The 523-nt window shown below is 41.7% G+C and carries 1 protein-coding gene; it reads right to left on the reverse strand.

The genetic code is table 11. The features are described from left to right. A partial coding sequence (locus tag I7X29_RS15280) for an RHS repeat domain-containing protein (protein WP_225883798.1) occupies positions 1–523 on the reverse strand: 523 nt, incomplete at both ends.

The following is a 523-nucleotide window of genomic DNA, read 5'->3' on the forward strand; positions in this document are numbered from 1 at the left end:
ACCAAGCGTTTCTACCACAACACCTAACTGATTAAACGAAGTTATAGATGTTATTACACTAGGTCCTGCTACAGCTCCTGCTAAAAATCCTTGAAAGAAAGCTCCTACACCATCCCAAAAGTTATTTATACTACCTCTATTCGCTCGCGCAATTAAGTTGCCTAATCCAAAAATAAGTTCTATAATTTGCCCATTCTCATCCACATACAACAATGGGTTATTCAAGCAATACCCATACCTATTAAAATTCTGTGTGTTAAAAGGGTCTTGTACAAAGTTATCGGGTTGTAAAAAGCGATGTAAGGCTGGGTCGTACAAACGTCCGTTCATATGGATAAGTCCTACGGTTTGCAGGTGTTCGTGTCCTGTAAAACCACGGTCTAATAGGGTGAGTTTGTCTAAGGTGTTACCTGCACTGTCTTCTACTTTTATGGGTTGTCCCCAAGGGTCAAAATGGCGTCTTTCAGCGATGTTGCCGTCTTCATCGGTGAGCATTACAATGCTTCCGAGATAGTCGCGGTGT

The sequence above is a fragment of the Capnocytophaga periodontitidis genome, assembly GCF_016126015.1.
In the GTDB taxonomy this organism is placed as follows: domain Bacteria; phylum Bacteroidota; class Bacteroidia; order Flavobacteriales; family Flavobacteriaceae; genus Capnocytophaga; species Capnocytophaga periodontitidis.